The sequence below is a fragment of the Natrinema sp. DC36 genome, assembly GCF_020405225.1.
Lineage (GTDB): Archaea > Halobacteriota > Halobacteria > Halobacteriales > Natrialbaceae > Natrinema.
Genome location: NZ_CP084472.1, coordinates 2717345 through 2731837, shown reverse-complemented (window position 1 = coordinate 2731837; position 14493 = coordinate 2717345). Strand labels below are relative to the sequence as shown.

At 64.2% G+C, this 14493-nt stretch carries 12 protein-coding genes; 7 read left to right on the top strand and 5 right to left on the bottom strand.

What is annotated here, in order from left to right; translation table 11 throughout:
• The first annotated feature begins 57 nt into the window (after positions 1-57).
• Positions 58-477 carry a hypothetical protein gene (locus LDH74_RS14135; protein ID WP_226039353.1) on the top strand — a complete coding sequence of 140 codons (420 nt, stop codon included), beginning with the start codon at positions 58-60 and terminating at the stop codon, positions 475-477.
• Between the two features lie 291 nt (positions 478-768).
• Positions 769-1581 (top strand): amino acid permease, encoded by an 813-nt coding sequence (locus LDH74_RS14130; protein WP_226042531.1) that lies wholly within the window; start codon positions 769-771, stop codon positions 1579-1581.
• Between the two features lie 140 nt (positions 1582-1721).
• On the opposite strand, the gene LDH74_RS14125 is transcribed toward LDH74_RS14130, so the two are convergent.
• Both LDH74_RS14125 and LDH74_RS14120 read right to left on the bottom strand, forming a co-directional pair.
• Complete coding sequence (locus tag LDH74_RS14125) at positions 1722-2126, bottom strand: CBS domain-containing protein (protein WP_226039352.1); 405 nt, start codon at positions 2124-2126, stop codon at positions 1722-1724.
• A gap of 633 nt (positions 2127-2759) precedes the next feature.
• Complete coding sequence (locus LDH74_RS14120; RefSeq protein ID WP_226039351.1) at positions 2760-3551, bottom strand: IclR family transcriptional regulator; 792 nt, start codon at positions 3549-3551, stop codon at positions 2760-2762.
• A gap of 176 nt (positions 3552-3727) precedes the next feature.
• Between LDH74_RS14120 and LDH74_RS14115 the strand changes: the two genes are divergently transcribed.
• Both LDH74_RS14115 and LDH74_RS14110 read left to right on the top strand, forming a co-directional pair.
• Complete coding sequence (locus LDH74_RS14115) at positions 3728-4639, top strand: CoA-transferase (RefSeq protein ID WP_226039350.1); 912 nt, start codon at positions 3728-3730, stop codon at positions 4637-4639.
• A complete protein-coding gene (locus LDH74_RS14110) occupies positions 4639-5397 on the top strand; it encodes a CoA-transferase (protein ID WP_226039349.1) in 759 nt (252 codons plus the stop codon). Before LDH74_RS14115 ends, LDH74_RS14110 begins: the two co-directional genes overlap by 1 nt.
• A gap of 165 nt (positions 5398-5562) precedes the next feature.
• On the opposite strand, the gene LDH74_RS14105 is transcribed toward LDH74_RS14110, so the two are convergent.
• Both LDH74_RS14105 and LDH74_RS14100 read right to left on the bottom strand, forming a co-directional pair.
• Positions 5563-7569: a TRAP transporter fused permease subunit gene (locus LDH74_RS14105; RefSeq protein ID WP_226039348.1), complete on the bottom strand. Its 2007-nt coding sequence runs from the start codon at positions 7567-7569 to the stop codon at positions 5563-5565.
• Between the two features lie 7 nt (positions 7570-7576).
• Positions 7577-8632, bottom strand: a complete 1056-nt coding sequence (locus tag LDH74_RS14100; RefSeq protein WP_226039347.1) for a TAXI family TRAP transporter solute-binding subunit — start codon at positions 8630-8632, stop codon at positions 7577-7579.
• Positions 8633-8830: 198 nt separating this feature from the next.
• On the opposite strand from LDH74_RS14100, the gene LDH74_RS14095 reads away from it, so the two are divergent.
• Positions 8831-10009, top strand: coding sequence for a CaiB/BaiF CoA-transferase family protein (locus LDH74_RS14095; RefSeq protein WP_226039346.1), 1179 nt, complete (start codon positions 8831-8833; stop codon positions 10007-10009).
• Positions 10010-10919: 910 nt separating this feature from the next.
• Positions 10920-12563: a thiamine pyrophosphate-binding protein gene (locus LDH74_RS14090; RefSeq protein WP_226039345.1), complete on the top strand. Its 1644-nt coding sequence runs from the start codon at positions 10920-10922 to the stop codon at positions 12561-12563.
• A 48-nt stretch (positions 12564-12611) separates the two neighbouring features.
• On the opposite strand, the gene LDH74_RS14085 is transcribed toward LDH74_RS14090, so the two are convergent.
• The gene (locus tag LDH74_RS14085; RefSeq protein WP_226039344.1) at positions 12612-13784 is read right to left on the bottom strand and encodes an MFS transporter; all 1173 of its coding nucleotides are present in this window, start codon (positions 13782-13784) and stop codon (positions 12612-12614) included.
• 111 nt (positions 13785-13895) lie between these two features.
• Between LDH74_RS14085 and LDH74_RS14080 the strand changes: the two genes are divergently transcribed.
• Positions 13896-14330, top strand: a complete 435-nt coding sequence (locus LDH74_RS14080) for a universal stress protein (RefSeq protein WP_226039343.1) — start codon at positions 13896-13898, stop codon at positions 14328-14330.
• Positions 14331-14493: the final 163 nt, after the last annotated feature.

Sequence of the window (14493 nt, the reverse complement as noted above, 5' to 3'; positions counted from 1 at the left end):
GGCCGGTACCGCGCGCGATCCGAATCGTTAACGGCGGGAGCCGGCGACTATCGTCGCATGAACAGGCGAAAGGCGATTATCCGTCGCGGACTGACCGGCGGCGGCGTCGCGACGCTCCTCCTGGCCGCCAGTTTCGTCGCCGTGTTAGGCGTGCCGACGACCCCCTCGCTACTCCTGCTCGTCTCGTGGCTCGGCGTCGTCGGGAGTGCGATGATCGTCGCCGGACGCCGAGAACGGGTGTCGATCGGATCGACCACCCTCGGCTGGCCTCGCGTCGCCGCGATCGCCATCGCGCTGCTGGCGATCGGCTGGGCCGCGGTCAGCGTCGCGGGCCTCCTCGCGGGCGAGACCATCACCGGGCTCGGCTCGCTCGAGGTCGTCCTCACGGTCGGCGTGGTCGGCTACTTCGCGTGGTTCGCCCGCGAGTGCTGGGTCGGTGGCGCGTCCATCGACGACGAGACGTTCGTCGTCGACTGAGACGGCCTACTGTATCGGTGTATCGGCGCACCCGTCTGGCGGGTCGCGGGTGCACCGGAACTGACGGAGAGCAGCCCGTCTGATACCGTGCCCCGATGGAATTGGCTTCGAGTACAACCAAGGCGACCGCCGGCCAACCGTCACCTATGCCAGAGGAACCCACACCTCGCGAGGAACCGACGCCGATCGAGGAGGCCCGAACGGACTCGTTCGACCTCGAGCACTCCGAGCGCGTCCGAGTGGGCGTTACGCGCGGGGAAACCGACCTCGAGATCGGCCCGCCGCGGGACTATCCGGACGGAACTCGAGAATCCCGTCAAGAACATCCCGCGCGTGCTCGCGATCGGGATGTCGTTCGTCGCGGTGCTCTCGGTCGGCATCGTCGTCGCGCTCGTCGGCGGGGCCTCGTGGCGGGCGGCCGTTGGCGAGGACGGCGAGGCGGTCGACGGCGCGCTCGCGGCCGTCGCGGGTGAGTTCGGCACGCTGCCGGATGCGGCGCTCGCGTTCATCGCCGTCGCGGCGCTGATTGCGGCCGCGACGACTATCAACACGCTGTACACGTCCTACTCCCGGACGGTCATGCGTGCCTCGCGCGACAAACTCCTCCCCGGGTTCTTCGCGGGGATCCACGACCGATTCGACACCCCCCACCGAGCGGTGATCTTTATGGGCGTTCCGCCCCTGATCGCGGCGCCGTTCGTCGACGTTTTCGACGAGCTGACCGGGGCCGCGTTCCTCGACTGGCTGGTCGTCCTCATCGTCACCGGCATCTTCCTTTCCTTTATGATCGGCGGCGTCGCGCTGTGGAACCTCCCATCGGTGTTCCCACAGCGCTACGCGGACTCGATCTACAAGCTCCCGTTGCCGGTGCTCAAGGCGGTCGCGGTGGGGAACGTCGTCGTTTCCTTCGTGTTCATGCTGCTCGTCGCGGCGAGTGCGCCATCGGCACTGCTCGTCATGTTCGTCCTCCTGATCGTCACCTCGGTCGGGTACCGCTATCGGGTCCGATCGGCGGCCACGAACGGGGTCGATCTCCGCAAGGAGATGTCGCTGCTACACACCCACGAAGAAGCCGGGAGCACTCACAGTAACGCCGACAACTAGTCGGTTACAGGTTTCCATTCGGCCGAAAACGTGGCAGTTCGGGCCGGACTCGGCCGACGCTGGCCGATCCTTTCGGTCTCGAGGCGTTGATCTCTCGAGCTATCGATAGCAAGAGTACCCGTTCAGGCGGGGGCAGTCGATCACTCCGGACTGGGCGACTGCACGCGCGAGACGTACCCCGCCAGGTCCGTCGTCGTGACCATGCCGATGACGCCTTCGTCCTCGTCGATGACGGGGATGTGGTGGAAGTCGTGCTCGACCATCACGTCCGCGGCGTCGCGGATACTGTCCTGGGCCGATGCCGTGACGACGTCCGTGCTCATGTACTCCGAGACCGGCGTCCGATCCTTCGGCTGCCGCTCGGCGACGATTCGAACGAAGTCCGTGGTCGTCAGGATCCCCTCGAGTTGGTTCTCGTCGTCGACGACGACGACCGATCCGATTCCGTTCTCGAGCATCGTGTTGGCGGCATCCTCGACGAGCGTGTCCGGAGCCACCGTTCGTACCGCCGTGGACATGACTCGAGCGACGAAAATATCCTCCATACCATAATCGTACGCGGGAACCACTATAAGAATTGTCGAACCGAATCCGCTCGAGAGCGCATTCCGAGTCGGAGCCGACGGACCGGGGGATCAGTCGTGGGACCGACGCAGTCGGCACGGCGAATCTTCGATCCGCGCGGTGCTCGAGTCCGGGTCGGCTCGAGCGCCGATAAAAATCATTTGAAAATATATGTATTGTCGATATAGTCAGAGTAGCGTCTAAACCGTTGGATACAGCCTCGCTTATCGAAAAACGGTATCAGTGCCGCTATTGCACCCTCTAAGAGGCGATATCGGAATTAATTAGAACGTGGTTCGAACCGGTGTCGATCTCGGCGGTGCACGTCCAACTAGGAGAGAGTGGTGCCAGAATTAGCTCCTTTCAGCCCGTAAAAACGCATATTTGCCCCCGATACGTTTCCAGAAAGAGGATCCGTGTCGAACATGATGGCTAAAAAATGTATTTCTAACTGGTATAATGTCTTATTGGTTGGTCTTCGGAAAACGGTCGCGACGCAGCGGACCTCCGGAGAGTCGCGCAGTCAGAGGAGTCCGTCAGCGGCCGTCACTGTACTCGGTAGCTGGTCCCAGAACGGGTCAACTCCTCCTTGAACGGCGGTCACGGGACCGGTCTCAAGAGTGGGCGAGGTTCAGCTCGAGCTCGTTCACGATACTGCGAGTCATATCCGGAATCTCGTCTTCGAACCGCTCGCCGCGCATCCGGTGGCTCGGGCCGGCGACGGCGAACGCACCGAGGACCCCGCCCTCGGGACTCGTCAGCGGGACGGCGACGGCGTGTAATCCCTGCGTGCTCTCGTCGATGTTGAACGCGTATCCACGTTCGCGGACCGCCTCGAGTTCGTCGAACAGGTCGGCTTCGGTCGTGATCGTCTCGTCGGTCGCGGGCGGCAGCCCGTGGCGGGCGACGATCTCGCGGACGCGCTCGTCGGGTAGGTTCGCCAGAATTACCTTGCCCCCGGCGACCTGATGCATATAGAACCGCTTGCCGATCCGAGCGCGGCTGAAGACGCCTTTCTGCCCGGCCTTTCGGTCGAGGACGACGGATCGGCCGCGCTGCTCGATCGAGAACTGAACCGTTTCCCCCGTGAGATCGGCCAGCTCCCGGATCTTCGGCTCGATGTACTGCAGCCCCTCGATCTGATGGAGAGCGTACCCGCCAACGTCAAGGAATCGCAGGCCGATCCGATAGGTGTCGCCCTCCTTGACGACGTAATCGTGTTTGAGAAGGGTGATCAGGTGTTTGTGGACCGTCCCCTTCGATTTCCCCGTCGCGTCGGCCAACTCCGAAACCCCGCCCCCGTCTCGAGCCTGCAACTCGTCGACGATCGCGAGCGAGGTTTCGACGCTCTTGATGGTCGGGGAGCCCGGTCCGCGGTCCTGATTCCCGGCGTCGTTTCGGGACATGACGTACTGTATAGCGCACGAAGCCTTAAAAGGTTCACCGATGAGAAACGAATCGGCGAACGATTTCGCTGTCCGATAGGGGCGGCTGTCGGTATCGGTTCGAGGATCGCTCCGTCGACGGCGCTCGGAAAGAGGTGCGCTTATACGATTGCCCGCGGTGGGTGCGTCTAGAACCGATGGCACAAGTGACGACGATGGCGTCAGCGATCGAGGACGCCGTTGACGACGGAGACAGTCTGTATCTCGCGGGATTTACCCATCTCATTCCATTCGCGGCGGGACACGAGATCATCCGCGGCGGATACAGCGACCTCGAGCTGATTCGGGCGACGCCGGATCTGGTCTACGACCAGCTGATCGCTGCGGGCTGCGTCTCGAAGGTCGTCTTCTCGTGGGCCGGGAATCCGGGCGTCGGCAGCCTCCGGGCGTTCAGACGAGCAGTCGAGGACGGGGTCCCGAACCCGATCAAACTCGAGGAGTACACCCACTACGGGATGGTCGCGGCGCTCCACGCCGGCGCGGCGAACCTGCCGTTCATGCCCGTGCGGACGTTCGCCGGGTCGGACCTCGTCGAACACAACGACGCGATCAGGTCCGTCGAGAGCCCGTACGGTGACGACGAGATCCCGGTCGTGCCGCCGATCAATCCGGACGTCGCGATCGTGTCCGCACAGCGAAGCGACGAGGACGGAAACGCCCACCTCTGGGGGATCCCCGGCGAACAGAAGGAAGCTGCGCTCGCGGCCGATACGGTCGTCTGCTGCGTCGAAGAGCTGTGCTCGACCGAGACGATCCGGAGCGACCCCAACCGGACGCTGTTCACGGCCGACGCCGTCGACTACGTCGTCAGGGAGCCCTACGGCGCTCATCCGTCGTACGCCCAGGGATACTACCAGCGGGACAACGATGCGTACATCGAGTGGGAAGAGATCTCGAAGCGCCACGAAGACATCCAAGACTGGCTCGACGAGTGGGTCTACGGCGTCGAGAACCGACGGGAGTACCTCGAGAAGCTCGGCGCGAAGCGGCTGCTCGATCTCGGGGTCGACTCGCAGTACGCGACGGCGATCGATATGGGTGACTACTGATGGAGTACACGGACACGGAGCTCATGGTGACCGCGGCGGCGGAACAGCTCGAAGACGACGACTCGGTACTGGTCGGGATTGGCGTGCCGAATCTGGCCTGTAACCTCGCCAAGCGAAGTCACGCGCCGGACCTCGAGATGATCTACGAGTCGGGGACGATCGGGTCGAACCCGAGTTCGCTCCCGCTGTCGATCGGCGATCCGGTGCTGGCGTCGGGGGCGACGAGCGTCGAATCGATGCTGAACGGCTTTTCGTACTACCTGCAGGGCGGCCGGATCGACGTCGGCTTCCTCGGCGGTGCGCAGGTCGACCGCTACGGCAACATCAACTCCACCGTGATCGGCGACTACGACGATCCCGCGGTGCGGCTGCCCGGCAGCGGCGGGGCCTGCGAGATCGCCAGCAACGCCCACCGGACGATTATCGTCTCGCCGCTCGAGGAACGGCGGTTCCCCGAGGAAGTCGACTTCGTCACGAGCCCGGGCTATCTCGACGCCGAGACGGATCGCGAGGAGCTGGGGCTGCGCGGCGGGCCCGAGACCGTCATCACCGACAAGGCGCTCATGGGGTTCGATGACGACGGCGAGCTGATCGTCGAGAGCCTCCACCCGGGCGTGACGGCCGACGAGGTGCGGGCGTTGGTCGGCTGGGACATCCAGTTCGCCGACGACCTCGAGCGGACGCGGACACCGACCGACGACGAGATCCGACTCATTCGTGAGGAGCTCGACCCCGACGGCGTCTACCTCGACGACTGATCGGAGCGACCATCGCGCTTTTTTGTCCGAGTGACTGTCGGTGTCCGCTTCCGGTCGTTCGTCAAATCGGTCGAGAAACAGAACCGGACGTGAACGGAAATCGGGCCGCCGACGGAGCTGCGAAACCGACGGGGCGAGACGGCGGTCCGTCGATAGTCGGGGCTCTCAGTCGCCCTGTGCGACGGTGTCGACGGTGGCTTCTCGGGGAACGACCGTCTGGAGCGCCATGAGGACGAGCGCGACGACCACGGCACCGAGCCGCGGCATCAGCGTCGGCCAGACCATCGCGAAGATCCCGAGTGCGACGTACACTGCCCGCGCCCCGTAGCCGATTGGCGACGGAATGCCGAACGGACGGGGTGCACAGTTGAGTCCGTGAGTGATGGCGATCGCACCGAGGAGGACGACCAGCCCGGAGCCCGCGGTCGCGAGACTGAACCCGTCCGTCACGATCTCGGGATTGTAGACGAACGTAAAGGGCAGGATGAACAGCGGTAGCCCGAGCTTCAGCGCCTCGAGCGCCGTTTTCCAGAAGTTCGACTCCGCGATGCCGGTCGTCACCACGACCGCGATTGCGATCGGGGGGGTGATTCCCGAGAGGATGGCCGCGTAGAGCACGAAGAAGTGTGCTGCGAGGGGGTCGATGCCGAACTCGCCGGTCAGGGTCGGTGCGATGAGCAGCGCGACGATGGTGTAGGCCGCGACCGTGGGCATGCCGAGCCCGAGGACGAGACAGACCGCCATCGCGAGGATGACCGTGAACAGTAACACACCCCCGGCGACGCTGACCATCGCCAGCGAGAGTTTGCCGGGGAGGCCGGTCGCGTTCAGCAGGTCGACGATGCCGTTGACGGCCGCGATGATGATGACGATCGGAGCGATCGAGACCGCGCCGAACTTGAACCCGGAGACCGTGTTCGTCAGGGCCTCCCAACCGGTCTCGGCGAAACCGACGTCGCTGCGGACGAGGCTGAGGATCAGGGGAACGCCGGCACCGGTCGCGATCATCGCGACGCAGGTGTACAGTGCGGACGTGAGGACCGTCCACTGCGCGATACCGAGCGTGTAGAGGAGCACGGCGAACGGAACGCCGAACCGGATCGCCTCGATCGCGGGATGGTACCCCTCCGGAATGTCGCCGATGCGGCTTTCGATGTCGATGCCGCTGTCCGGCAGTTGCTTGATCGCCATGTAGTGGACGCCGACGGCGACCGAGATGTAGAATACCAGCGCCGGGATGATGCCCGCGACGAGGACGTCGACGTAGCCGATACCGGGAATGAGCGATGCCATCACGAACGCGGCCGCGCCCATGACCGGCGGCATGATCTGTCCGCCCGACGAGGCGACTGCCTCGATGCCGCCCGCCGATTCGGACCGCATCCCGCTCTCTTTCATCAGCGGAATGGTAAAGGAGCCGGTCATCGCGGCGTTGGCCGTCTGCGCGCCGTTGATCGAGCCGACGATCAGACTCGAGGTCACCGCCGACTGGGCGACTCCCGAACGGAGATACTTCGCCGTCTGGAAGGAGAGTCGCATGATGAGTTCGAAGGCCCCGTAGCCGCGCATCAGGCCCGCGTACAGGAGAAACAGCGCGACTTTGACGGCGACGACCTGGGTGATCGAGCCGAAGAAGCCGTCGAACTCCATCGTCAGGACGTTGATGATCTGTTCGACTCCGATCCCACCGTGGCCCAACAGTCCGGTAATGAGGTTCCCGTAATGGGCGTAGAGTACCGCCAGAATCATCACGGCCGCGAAGGCAGCCCCGAACGCCCGGTAGGTCAGATAGAGGATCACGAGCGCGAACAGCCCCCCGATCAGGTACTCGTGGTCTAATGCGTAGCCGACGCGGGTCGTCTCGAGCACCTCGTAGTTCAGCCACACGTAGCTCGGGACGGCGACGCCGACGAGCCCGCAGAGCCACAGTCCCACCCGCTCGAGGCGTTTGGCCCCGTCGAGGTCGTGGAGCTCTTTGATGACGTACACCAGTATCCCACCGGCGAGGAAGACGGCCCCGTACTTCGCTCGCGGGGCGTCCTGTATCACCGCATACAGCAAGATCCGCAGCCAGAACAGGAGAGACACGACCAGGACGAGATTGTTCAGCAGGTGCTCGCGCTGGAAATCCAGTGGCGACCAGACGGGCGGTTCGCTCTGGGTCTCGCTCATGCTCGGTCTATTCGCTGGTCTCGCCGCGCGTATAGGCGCTCATGTCGACGTCTTGCTCCTCGAGGAAGTCGTACGGGCCGGGGTGGATCGGGACGTCATCGAGGTAAAGCGACGCCATGGTCTCCGCGTCGCTGTGGTCGAGATAGGCCGGCTGTCCCTCCTGAATCGACTCCGTGTTCTCGTGGCTGATCCGCGCGAGCTCGTAGCCGACGTCGCGCGAGACCTCGCTGTTGAGCCAGAACTGGAAGTCCGCGCCGTAGACGTCCATCTGGTCCTGGCCGAAGCTCTGTTGCTCCCAGCCGTACGTGTCGATCTGGCTGTGACTGGTACCGCGCGTGCTGTTGACGCCCTCGATGAAGCTGTCGGTGAATTCGACGAGCTGCAGGTCCGCGCGGGCGTCGACCTCCGTCGCCCAGCCCGCGAGGTTCGCGAATCCCGCGCCGTAGGCGACCAGCGCGTCGACGTCACCTTCCTCGATACGGCCGGCCACTTCGCCGGTACCGGCGTTGACGATGGAGTCGCTGTCCTCGAGATCGCTCCAGAGACCGGCGTTCGTGAAGACGGACTGGGCCTGCTGGCGGAGGCCCCACTCCGGCGGGAGCGGCCAGAAGTTGCTCCCGACGAGGTCGTCGGTCGTCTCGATGCCCGACCCCGTTAACGAGAGGACGTGCATGTGCAGCGGGGTGATCGAGAACATCTGCTGGGGAAGCGCGTCGAGGGGCTCCTCCTCGAACGGCGGCAGGTCTTGCTGTGCCGACGCGACGATGAAGTTCCCGGCCGTCAGCCCCTGCAGGTTGCCGCGAGCGTGCTGGCGGAGGCTCGGCGGGTCGCCGCCGGTCTCCTGATTCTGCCAGCGGATCTCGCCGGCCGGTTCGGTGTCACCCGATTGCTCTTGAACGACCCGCTGGAAGGAGTTGCTTGCCTGTCCGGTCGTCGTGGCCGAGCTCGGAATTCCGACGCTGAGGGATGTCGTATCGCCGCCACCACCGAGGCAGCCGGCCAGTCCGACTGCACCGAGTCCACCAACTGCTTTCAGAACGTCCCGACGTCTATTGAGACTCATACAGCCTAACCGTGTATCCGTACCAATTAAATCTTTGGGAACATGCTATCTGTATGAAAGGAATGATTAAGTATTGTAGATAGGGGTGAGCAAACAGCCTCACATTACTGACGAATGACAGGAACGACGCACTCCGGTCCCCGTGATCGGACTGCTGTGAGCGGAACGTATAAACGGAGGTGTGTCTAGGACGGTGGTATGCGGCCTCTAGAGGACATTACCGTTATCGACGCGACACAGGCGCTCGTCGGACCGATGGCAACGCAAACGTTCGGCGACCTCGGTGCCGACGTCATCAAGATCGAACGACCGGGTCACGGTGACCTCACGCGCGCCTACCAGCCGGAGTACGAGGGGCTGTCGGCGTACTTCGTCAGTCTGAATCGAAACAAGCGAAGCCTCACGCTCGACCTGACCAGCGAGGAAGGGCAAGCTGTTCTCCACGACCTGATCGAGGACGCCGACGTCTTTATGCAGAACTTCAGCCCCGGGAAGGCCGAGGAGTTCGGGGCCGACCACGAGACGCTCTCGGCACTGAGCGACGACCTGATCTACTGCGACGTCTCCGGGTACGGGACGAACAGCCCCTACAGCGGGCGCAAGTCCTTCGACATCGTGTTACAGGGCGAAGCCGGTATGATGAGTATTACCGGAAGCGAAGACGAACCGGCGCGGGTCGGAATCTCCATCTGTGACGTCTCCGGTGCCATGACGGCGACGTACGCCATCCTGACCTCGCTCTATCATCGCGAGCGGACGGGCGAGGGGCAACACATCGAGCTCGCGCTGTACGATACGAGTTTCCAGTGGCTGCTCTATCACGTGACCAATTACTTCGCCTCCGGCGACGTCCCGCGCCGAATGGGGACCAAACATCCCAACCTCGCGCCCTATCAGGCGATCGAGACGGCCGACTCGCACGTCGTCGTCGGCGTGATCAGCGAGGGCATCTGGCCGAACCTCTGTCACGCGCTCGATCGGGAGGAGTGGATCGACGACGAGCGGTTCGACACGTTCGAGACTCGGGTCGAGAACCGAGACGAACTCGATACCCGCCTCGAGGAGATCTTCGCCGAACTGACGACCGACGAGTGGGTCGAGCACCTCCGGGAGTTCGATGTCCCTTGTACGCCCGTCAACGACGTCGAAGACGTCGTTAACGACCCACACATAGAGTCCCACGACATGATCGCCGAGATGGAACATCCCGAACACGGGACGCTGAAATCGCCCGCGAACCCGGTCAACTTCTCCTCGCTCGAAACCACTCACGAGGGAGCACCGCCTGATCTCGGCCAACACTCGCGCGAGATCCTCGACGAGCTCGGCTACTCGGCGGACGAGATCGCGGCCCTCGAGTCAGACGACATCGTTTGATCGGAGGACCGGCCAGCCGTTGTTTCGATCGGTCTGCACGTTCTCTCGACGGTTCGCGTCGCGATCGGTATCGACTGCTTACCGCGATACCGCAGAGAGGCAGCAGCGGGACGAGCCCGCCGAGGGAGAGCCCATCTCGCGCATGGTTTCTGTTGGAGAACGGTAGCCGAGCATTGTTTCGTTATTCGAAACGAACGGCGGTCGGGTGGCAATACTTGCGATAGGCGGCCGGCAGGTCGGTCGAACCGACGATCGAATCGAGCGGCGAGTACGGAAACCAGTTGATTCGACCGGGTCTTCCGGGCGACGGTGTACGTGAGAACCGCGACCTGCCGGAATCATACACACGTTGCAGATTGTAACGCGTCTGTGAGTTCGTTCGACCCGCTAACCGCACGCCGGAGCGATGAAGGTCGAGCGATGGGGCGAGAATCGATTTACACAAATATGATTGTAATCCGAATCGAATGGTAGTAGAGTGATACCGAATACCATGGGGAAGTAACACGCAACAAATCCAGGTATTGTGTGCTCGAGGACGGGCGTTTCAACTACCGAAACATCAAAATCGGACGGTTCCCAGCCGGTCGTCGCTGTCGCTATCGGGTCCGAACAGTCGATTTCGACTGAAGGCGGCGGGCGAACGGGATACAATCACAGCGACGCCCGCGAAACAATCGTCTCGAACGATCGGTTTCGTTCCGTTCGGCCCGCTCGAACAGTGTCACGAATTCGACTCTGTTTCGATATGAGAAACCATACCATGTAAATCGGTCGTGCAGCTGGAGATCACGCGTCGTTTGGACGGGATCGGTGATCGAAGTGGAACGGGCGGGGATCGCACGGACCGACCAGCGATCGGGACTGATCCGAAGGGAGGGAATAAATAGCTGGTTTACGAGGTGTGCGTATGAATGTTGGCCGAGCAGTCATCGAGCGACTGGCGGGCGATGGGATCGACACCGTGTTCGGTATTCCCGGGAAACAGACGCTTCCGCTGAACGAGGCGATCGGGGCGCGAGACGACATTCGGTTCGTCGTGGCGCGTCACGAGACCGCCGTCACCCATCAGGCGTGGGGATACGCGGAAACCAGCGGCGAGCTCGCGGCGACGGCCGTCGTTCCCGGACCGGGAGACATGAACGCGATGAACGGGCTGAAGAACGCGCTCAACGACTGCACGCCGCTCGTCCACATCGCCGTCGAGACCGAGCCCGCGATTCGGGGCGGCGACGGTATCCACGAGACCCCGCCGGACACCTACGACAACGTCGTCAAAGAAAACCTGCTCGTCGAGCGGCCCGGGAGCACGATCGCCGTCCTCGAGGAGGGGATCGCAGCTGCGGAGACAGCACCGAAGGGACCCGTCCGCGTTGGAATTCCGAAGAACTTCCTGGCGATGGACGTGGCGCTCGCGACGCCGGCGGACTACAGTCGCAACGCCGTCTCGGGCGTTGCGGACAGCGACGTCGAGGCCGCTGCCGATCGGCTCGCCGGGGCCGATAACCCGGTGATCGTCGCCGGCGGCGGCATCCGAGCCGCGAACGCGAGCGACGAGCTCCGTCGCGTCGCCGACCGCCTCGGGGCGCCCGTCGTCACCACCTACAAGGGGAAAGGCGTCCTCCCCGACGGTTCCGACGGATACGTCGCCGGAACGCTGTCGGGCAGCGCGTCACCCGAACTGTTCTCCCTCCTCGCGAACGCGGACGCGGCGCTCGCGGTCGGTACGGACTTCGACGCGGTCGCGACTCGGGCCTGGTCCGTGGACGTGCCGGAGACCCTCGTCCACGTCACGCTCGACCCCGACGACCTCGGGACCGGCTACGCGCCGTCCGTCGGCATCGTCGCCGACGCCCGGAACGCGCTGTCGGCGCTCGAGGAAGCGCTCTCCGATCGAGCGGTCTCGACCGGCGACGCCATCGAACGCGCGAGTGTCGTCAGGACGGCCACGAGCGAGCGGGTCGAGGACCTTCGCGTCTCGTCGGCACCTCTGACGTCCGTCAGCGCGCTCGAGGCGATCCGAGACGCGGTCCCGCGGGAAGCGATCGTCGCAGCCGACGCCGGCGGGTTCCGGGTCTGGGGCCTGAACGTCTTCGAGGCCGCTGGCCCGCGATCGTACGTCAATCCGGGCTCGTGGGCGACGATGGGGACCGGTCTCCCGTCGGGGATCGGCGCGCAGTTGGCCAATCCCGAGGACGACGTCCTCGTGTTGACCGGCGACGGCGGGCTCATGATGTGTGTCCACGAGCTCCACACGATCGTCGCCGAGGACTTGCCGATCACCGTCGTCGTCTTTACCAACGAGGATTACGCCATCATCAGCGACGACGCCGAGCGGAACTACGATCTCGAGACCGGCGAGTACAACTGGACGAACGCGCCGATCGACTTCGCGACCCTCGCGGCGAGTCTCGGGCTGCGAGCCGAGCGCGCGGAGACGCCGTCCGCGATTCGATCGACGCTCGAGTCCGTAATCGACGCGGACGAACCGGTGCTCGTCGAGGTACCGACCGATCCGGGCGAGCCGCAGGCGAGCGACTGGATGAGCGACTAGAGGGTCCGCTCGACGCGATACCGGTGTCGTCTCGCCTCCTCACAGCGGTCAGTAGCCCAGCGAGAGCGCGTTGTTCGCGACGATCGTGAGCAGCGCGAGGGCCATGATTCCCGAGAGGAGGCCGAACGCGACCGTCCAGCCGAACAGGTCCGCGGCCGATCCGACCGCGACGCTTCCGGTCGCACCGAGGGTCATGTAGGCGGTTCGAACGAGGCCGAAGCCAAGACCGCGTTCGGATGACGAGAGGACGTCCATGAACCGCGACTGCAGCGGCGCACCCCACGTCATCGCGACGCCGACGCAGGCGACGCCGGCGACCGCTTCGACCAGTCCGTCGCCGGTGACCAACACCGCGAAGCCGACCACTCCCGCCGTCATCGTCGTTGCGGCCGCGGCGTCGCGCGAGTAACGGTCGGACAGCGACCCAATCAACGGCTGGATGCCGCCGTTGACGAGGAAGTACAGCGAGAACAGCAATCCGGCCGTCGTCCGAGAGAGCCCGTAGCCGACCTCGAGGAACGTGGGCAGAAACGAGGCGGTGGCCTGCCAGGTGAAGGCACCCATCGCACAGAGGACGGTCGTGTAGGCGACGCTGGGCCGGGTCAGCAACTGCGAGAGGAGCGCGGGCTCGATCTGGTCTCGCATCCGTCGATCCGGGTATCGCGGCTCGGTCGGTCGCGTCCGGAGGAAAAAGAGGACGACGATCGGAATCGCGACGGCGGTCCCGACGGCGATCGCCGCGCGCCACCCGTACCGTTCGGCGGCGAGGGCCGCGAGGACCGGTGCGGCGAGGCCGGCGATCGGGGCCCCGGAGACGTGGATCCCGATCGCGCGACCCGTTCGATCGAACAGCCGGGTGAGCAGCGTCGTCGCGACGCTGTAATGAAGGCCGGCCGCCGCGCCGAGGACGATCGCGAACAGCAGGAAGGCGACGTACGTCGGCGACAGCGCGAGCAGTGCGCTCGCGACCGCCGTGCCGCCGATCGCGGTCAGAATGATCCGCCGCTCGCCGAAGCGATCCCCGAGCAGCCCGCTCGGAAACTGCGAGAGCGCGTAGGCGGCCCACATGCCCGATAGCGCCAGCCCGACCGCGCCGGTGCTGACGGCGAACGTGTCGACGATATCGGGGACGACCGGACTGATCACCAGCCGCGCGGTCACCGTCACGAAGAAGGCGAACGTACAGAGAACGAGAACCGTATTTCTGTATGACCAGTTCACTGTCGGACCGTTCGCCGACGGCCCGAAAAGCGGTTTCGATCGCGGGCGTTCACGCCGATCGAAGCGCGAGCGGCACGTACTACTAAGTGGGTTCCAGCCCGTCACAAACACATGTACCGGATCGTTATCGCCGTCGATACCGACGAGGAGCGCGCGATGCAGGCCGTCGACTACGTAACCGGGCTAGTCGACGACGGACTGATCGAGAACCCCGACGAGGTCGCCGTGACGATCTGTAACGTCTTCGAGGAGTTCACGGCCGTCGACGACGGTGGTCGTGTATCCTCCGACGAACTGTTCGACCCCGACAACCTGCCCGACGCTGTCGTCACGGTCCACGAGGCGCTCGAGGCCGCCGGGCTCGATGTCGAGGTCGTTCGCCGCCACGGCGACGCGGCCGCGGAAATCGTCGACTGCGCCGACTCGCGGAACGCGGACGTGCTCGTCGTCCCGACCCGCGAGCGATCACCGGTCGGCAAAGCGATCTTCGGCAGCGTCACGCAGGAAGTGATCCTCGAGACCGACCGCCCCGTTACGGTCCTCTGAAAACCGACCGGTTCCGACGTCACGAACCTCGATCTGCAGCCGATTGACCGTCTCTCTTCGGTCCCGAACGCAGTTGGTGTGAATGATAAACACTCGAACAGTATTGGAAATATATATTTTTACAACCCTTTTCTTATAGAACTGTAGTGGGGCGTAGAATCGG

Bases quoted from the DNA above. Each gene is read 5' to 3' on its own strand.
- LDH74_RS14115 (WP_226039350.1), top strand. From the start codon at position 3,728: ATGGCACAAGTGACGACGATGGCGTCAGCGATCGAGGACGCCGTTGAC.
- LDH74_RS14120 (WP_226039351.1), bottom strand. From the start codon at position 3,551: ATGTCCCGAAACGACGCCGGGAATCAGGACCGCGGACCGGGCTCCCCG.
- LDH74_RS14095 (WP_226039346.1), top strand. From the start codon at position 8,831: ATGCGGCCTCTAGAGGACATTACCGTTATCGACGCGACACAGGCGCTC.
- LDH74_RS14080 (WP_226039343.1), top strand. From the start codon at position 13,896: ATGTACCGGATCGTTATCGCCGTCGATACCGACGAGGAGCGCGCGATG.
- LDH74_RS14125 (WP_226039352.1), bottom strand. From the start codon at position 2,126: ATGGAGGATATTTTCGTCGCTCGAGTCATGTCCACGGCGGTACGAACG.
- LDH74_RS14105 (WP_226039348.1), bottom strand. From the start codon at position 7,569: ATGAGCGAGACCCAGAGCGAACCGCCCGTCTGGTCGCCACTGGATTTC.
- LDH74_RS14135 (WP_226039353.1), top strand. From the start codon at position 58: ATGAACAGGCGAAAGGCGATTATCCGTCGCGGACTGACCGGCGGCGGC.
- LDH74_RS14100 (WP_226039347.1), bottom strand. From the start codon at position 8,632: ATGAGTCTCAATAGACGTCGGGACGTTCTGAAAGCAGTTGGTGGACTC.
- LDH74_RS14090 (WP_226039345.1), top strand. From the start codon at position 10,920: ATGAATGTTGGCCGAGCAGTCATCGAGCGACTGGCGGGCGATGGGATC.
- LDH74_RS14110 (WP_226039349.1), top strand. From the start codon at position 4,639: ATGGAGTACACGGACACGGAGCTCATGGTGACCGCGGCGGCGGAACAG.